This window comes from Streptomyces sp. NPDC041135 (assembly GCF_055592085.1).
Genome location: NZ_JBVIYZ010000074.1, coordinates 1 through 5294 on the forward strand (window position 1 = coordinate 1; position 5294 = coordinate 5294).

The following is a 5294-nucleotide window of genomic DNA, read 5'->3' on the forward strand; positions in this document are numbered from 1 at the left end:
CGGTAACGCCATCCCACCTCCCCATGCCAGTCGAAGTCGTCACATCCGACCAGCACAACGAGCAACCCGGCAAACGTTCCCGGTCACAGCACTAGGTCCCTCGGGATGGGAGGCGTGGAACGGCCGAGGCTACAACGTAGCTCCTCGAGCCTTGGCGATCACAGCGTTGATGAGACGCTCCAAGCCTCGCGGATAGTCTTTGAGAAACAGATTCGGCTCGATCAGCTCCAGCTCCATGACCACAGGCTTCCTGTTGTCATCGAGGGCCAGATCCACCCTGGCGAACAGCGGGGACCCCGGTGACGGGACAGCTGCCAGTGCTGCCAGCGCAGTGTCGAGCTCTTCGGCTGACGGCACATATGGGGTTATGTCGGGGTGCGGTACCCGGTCGTTGTCGATCACCCCGGGCTCGGTCAGTACGGGTCCTTTTCGGATCGCGTGGCTGAACGTGCCTGAGACGAAGACCAGGGCGCGTTCCCCCTCTTGCACCAGATGCAGATAGGGCTGGACCATCACGACGCGGCCCTGGTCCAGCAGAGTCCGGGCATGCTTCTCGGCATCGGCGTGCCGGCCGGGCTCGTAGCGTGCGGTGTCGACTGCACCCGCGGATATGGCGGGCTTGACTACCACCCCGCCGACCGCGCGGAAGTCTTCCTCGCTGTACTGGCTGCCCGGTTCGATGAAGCGCGTGGGCACGACAGCGATGCCCTGCTCTGCGAGGTCCAGCAGATAGCGTTTATCGCTGCTCCAGCGCACTACCGACGCCGGATTCCACAGACGTGTGAGACGAGCCGTCGTATCAGCCCATGCCAGATACTCGCCGACTCGTTCCGCATAGTCCCAAGTTGACCGGATGACGGCCAAATCGAACCTGTCCCACGCCACGGCCTCCGTATCCCACGGCACTGCTTCGGCCATCGATCCGCTCTCGCGCAACCCCTTCACGATCAGCTGCAGATCCGTGTCCCAGAGCATGCCAGCCTCGCTCGTTACGACCGCGATCCTGACAGCGTCCACGTGATTCTCCTGACGTTAGCCCGACAGACCTGTCCAGTCCATGGGGTGGCCAATCGCAGCGTAGTCGCGCTCCGACTATGCCGCCTGAGTACTGATTGCTTCATCCCGTCGGGCGTCAGACGGACACGCAAACGCACCGTCAGCCAGCCGATGGGCGGCAGCTTCATGCGACCCGGCGGTGAGACGCCACCGATGTGCCCGTAGCCCTGGTGGAGCCAGATCAACTTCCGTACTCATTGGAGCACTCGTCATTGACGTACTGGAGCCCGCGCCGGCACGAACTGCTTACAAACAGTCTGTCTCTGCGTCTCCGTGTAGACGCCGACTCCGACACCGTCAAGATCGAAGTCATGCGTGCCACTTGTGTGCCGATTACTCATGTCGTCCGGTGCCGGACGGCTAGGATCGCTCAGGGACAAATTATTTACGTCCTGCCTGCAATATAGAATCCAACCCACCTACTTTTGGATCTCTTATGACCTCAATGGGAATGCATTCCGCTGCGCAAGAACTGAAGGAAAATTTAAAGGGCCCCCTCTATAACAGGATCATCAAGAAGAATGTGGGTGACGGCAGTCTGGACTATGAGTTGTACGTGCGGACTCCCGAGCTCCTCGACCTTCAGCTCGAGGAGTGCTCGCTCTGCTCCCATGACGAACTCATGTTCCAAATGGTGCATCAGGCCCAGGAGCTGTGGCTGAAGCTGGCCACCCACGAGATGACCGCGGTGCTAGACAGCCTCGACCGTGATGACCTGTGGCAGGCCTCCGCATCACTCGAGCGCCTGGTGCGCATCGTCGGTTGCCTGACCCGCGAACTGACCGTACTGGAGACGCTAACTCCGGACGCCTTCTTGGTGATCCGGCGTAATCTCGGCAACGGCAGCGGCCAGGAGTCTCCGGGGTACAACCGATTTATGCTGGCCGCCTCCTATCTTTCCCAAGCGGTGGATCGTCTTCTCGAGCGCAAGGGACTTAATCCGGTTAGCGTCTACATCGACGTGAACGCCCACGCCGCCGTTAAGCGTGTTCTCGAACAACTCTTGGATGTGGACGAGTCGGCGCAGTCATGGCTGATCCGCCACTACATGCTCGTACGCCGGACCATTGGCATCGGCCGCGACACGGCCGCGCTCGACGGCATGCCCACCACCATTCTTCCCGCGCGCATGACTCAACCCCTCTTCTCCCAGTTATGGAAAGCGCGTGAAGGGCTGACCGCGGCCTGGCAGCGCCCGGGTGGGTACGCGCCGGGGGAGACACGATCCGAGGCCGCGGCGTGAAGCCATACGAGGCCCGGCGACACTTTCCCGTACTGAATACGGGCGTGTACCTCAATAGCAACTCCACCGGCGCCGTTCCAGCGGGTGTGCAACAGGTACTGGAGGAGTACTGGCGCACCCTCGGGCAGTGGCGCGACGAGGTGTGGGAGGACTGGTTTACTGCGATCGACGCGTACGCGGACGCGGTCGCCCTGTTCATCGGGGCACCGCCGGGATCCGTTGTCACGGATATCAGCGTCAGCAACCTCCTGGGGCGCATCGCGTCAGCCTTCGATTTCGCCGGCGACCGCGACACCGTGGTCACCACAGCTCTCGAATTCCCCACAGTACCCGCAATTTGGCGCGGATTCGGCCGCTACGGCGCGCGGCTCCTCCAAGCGGGAGGTGAGGGGCCCGCGGCTGACGAGGACGCCCTCATCGAGGCCATCGATGAACGGACCCGACTCGTCTGCGTGACCCACGCGGCCTACCACACCGGAGCGCTGCTTGATCTGAAGCGGATCTCCGCTCGGGCCCGCGAGGCGGGAGCTCTGCTGGCCGTCGACGCATACCAGAGCGTGGGAACCGTGCCCGTGGATGTCGAGGATCTGGGAGTCGATTTCCTACTGGGTGGCGCCCACAAGTGGCTCTGCGGGGCCAGCACAGCGTTCGCCTACGTCCGCCCAGACATTGCGGCCCACCTGCGGCCCGCCGCCACCGGCTGGCTAGCAGGTGGCCAGGGCCTCGGTGCCGGATCACCGGCTGGATCGGCGCAACGTGCCCACGTCCTGCGCTCCGGGACGCCTCTCGCCCTGGGCCCTCTCATGTCCCGCATCGGGATGGACATGATCACAAGCATCGGCATCGAGTCCATTCGCGCGCATTCCCTCGCGTGTACCCGCAAGATCATCGATCGTGCCGCGGAACTCGGGCTCGGCTTGCTCACACCGCGTGCCGATCACCGGCGCGCTGGGATCGTGGCGCTCTCCTTCCCCGGCGATGAGCAGGCCGTTAAGAACCTGGCTACTCGCGGCTTTGTTTGCAGCTGGCGGGGCTCGTTGCGGGTAGCCCCACATTTTTACAACACCTTCGACGAAGTGGATGCGTTCATGGATGCCGTGGCGGAGCTGGTTTAAGTGGTGGATGACGGCAACTCCGTGTGCTTCGGCCAGCGCGCCTTCCTTAACCTCCTCGCGAACGGGGAAAAGCTTTCGGACGTCTTTCGGACTGCACTCTACCTGCGGGTCCTGCAAGACCTCGACGCCAGCCCTCGCACCTTCGACGAGATCAGCGACCGCACCGGGGTCCTGCCAGGCAGGCTCCATAAGTTCATGGAGTGCTTAGAAAGCGCCGGAGTTGTCTGGCACACCACACCAGGTGATGACGGGGTGCTCACGTACCACGTGGTCCCGGGGATGACAGAGGCGGTCCTGGCAGTATTCGGCCCCGGATCACAGTACGAGAACAGGGACCAATACCCGTGGCGCCACTTGCAGGGAAGGCTTGAGGCAGTTCTGCGCGGAGAAGTGTCCTACGAACCCGAGCAGTTCAGCTGGCCGCCCTGCGACGCGTCGGCACTGGCCGAGTTCGAGCAGAGTATGGCGGTCGGTATGCGACACATGGCTAAGTCCTTTGTGGTGCACGCCGAGCAAATCTGGCCCCGTCCAGGCCGGCTGCTGGACGTGGGCGGCGGGGATGGTACCCTCGCCCGCGCCCTTATCGAGCACAGGCCCGGGCTCTATGTAGACGTCTTCAACCTCCCTGCAGCGGCCCCCCTGGTCGAGGCGACACGGGAGACATGTGCTGACAAAGATCGCTTGGGATTCGTTGGTGGAGATTTCCTCGCCGAGGAGCTACCTGACGGATATGACTCCTTGTCCCTCGTCCGGGTGCTGCATGACTGGCCGGTGCCTGAAGCACGGGAACTCGTCCGCAAGGCATACCGTGCCCTGCCGCCAGGAGGACTGCTAATCATTTGTGAGGAGTTCCGCAACCGCGACCGGCTGGCCGATCAGCTGTTCTGGTCCTACTTTTTGATGGGCACGGACGACTGCACCAGCCGGTTGTACTCGATCGAGCACTACCGCGCTCTGCTGGGAGCGGAAGGGTTCGAGCAATTTCGAGTATGGCCGGGAGAATTCGAAATCCTCAGCGCGCGGAAACCTGATGCGCACGGCTCTTGCCCTCTGCTCGCTGTCTGAGGCCGGCCGCCGCCCCACTACTTGATCTTTCCGTGGGTTCGGTGGGTGTGGTGGCCGTGTGGGTGGGAGGCTGCCGGCGTGGCCTCTCAACCTTCTCCTTCGGATGTGACTCCTCCCTTCCTCTCTTGTTGCGGCTTCAGTTGAGCTTCTTCAGCAACCACACAGAGGGGTGAGGGGCTTCCTGACGTTGACTGCCCTCCGGCTGCAGCAGAACCCAGCTCCTACGGACCCAGCCATCACCGATCAGTCCCCTCTCTGGCAGAGCTCAGTTGTCGGAGGCGCGTCGTGTTCGGACAGTCGACTTGTTCGAGAACGGCGTCCGCATCCGGAGATCACGAGGGCGGTGGCGCCCGCTCGGCCAGCGGCAACCGCCACGGACGGCCCAGCCGCACCCTTGGCCGCGGCGTTCCCCCGCTGCCCTCAGCAACCGACCGCACTGATTTATCCGCAGACCGGTGAACGTCTCCACCCACGCCCGCTCGGCCCACAACACCCCAGCCATACAACGGAGAGGCTGGGTCACGACTTCGCGCAACACCCTGTACTGATTTTCCCGTAAGTTCGGTTGGCTCGTTGGGCTCGAGGCGGGGTGCGTGGAGTTGGATTGTTTCGGACGGGTCGTGAAGATCGCGGAGTCGCTGAGCCCACGCGTGTCTTGAGTCTCATCGCTCTGCGGCCGCACCTTCGATGATCGCTCAGCAGCGGCAGCGACGCCGGACCCTTAGACCGTGTCCTACGTGGTGAGGCGGAGAAGTCGCTTGTAACAGCAGAGGGCGGCGGCGAGGCCGAGAAAGGCCAGGTAGTTGCGGGGGTCG

At 63.1% G+C, this 5294-nt stretch carries 4 protein-coding genes and 1 pseudogene; 3 read left to right on the forward strand and 2 right to left on the reverse strand.

Annotated features, from left to right (window positions below; all coding sequences use genetic code 11):
• Nucleotides 1-129: 129 nt before the first annotated feature.
• Nucleotides 130-1017, reverse strand: coding sequence for an ATP-grasp domain-containing protein (locus tag ACZ6CZ_RS37520; RefSeq protein WP_469030499.1), 888 nt, complete (start codon nt 1015-1017; stop codon nt 130-132).
• Nucleotides 1018-1501: 484 nt separating this feature from the next.
• Between ACZ6CZ_RS37520 and ACZ6CZ_RS37525 the strand changes: the two genes are divergently transcribed.
• From ACZ6CZ_RS37525 to ACZ6CZ_RS37535, 3 genes are read left to right on the forward strand one after another with little or no spacing between them, the layout of a single operon-like run.
• Nucleotides 1502-2299 carry a tryptophan 2,3-dioxygenase family protein gene (locus tag ACZ6CZ_RS37525; RefSeq protein ID WP_469030502.1) on the forward strand — a complete coding sequence of 266 codons (798 nt, stop codon included), beginning with the start codon at nt 1502-1504 and terminating at the stop codon, nt 2297-2299.
• Nucleotides 2296-3414 carry an aminotransferase class V-fold PLP-dependent enzyme gene (locus ACZ6CZ_RS37530; RefSeq protein WP_469030504.1) on the forward strand — a complete coding sequence of 373 codons (1119 nt, stop codon included), beginning with the start codon at nt 2296-2298 and terminating at the stop codon, nt 3412-3414. The genes ACZ6CZ_RS37525 and ACZ6CZ_RS37530 overlap by 4 nt, the downstream gene beginning before the upstream one ends.
• Before the next feature lie 3 nt (nt 3415-3417).
• Nucleotides 3418-4479 (forward strand): methyltransferase, encoded by a 1062-nt coding sequence (locus ACZ6CZ_RS37535; RefSeq protein ID WP_469030506.1) that lies wholly within the window; start codon nt 3418-3420, stop codon nt 4477-4479.
• A 350-nt stretch (nt 4480-4829) separates the two neighbouring features.
• Here the strand turns inward: ACZ6CZ_RS37535 and ACZ6CZ_RS37540 are convergent.
• Nucleotides 4830-4981, reverse strand: a pseudogene (locus tag ACZ6CZ_RS37540) (IS5/IS1182 family transposase); the annotation flags it as partial.
• Nucleotides 4982-5294: the final 313 nt, after the last annotated feature.

Bases quoted from the DNA above. Each gene is read 5' to 3' on its own strand.
- ACZ6CZ_RS37525 (WP_469030502.1), top strand. From the start codon at position 1,502: ATGGGAATGCATTCCGCTGCGCAAGAACTGAAGGAAAATTTAAAGGGC.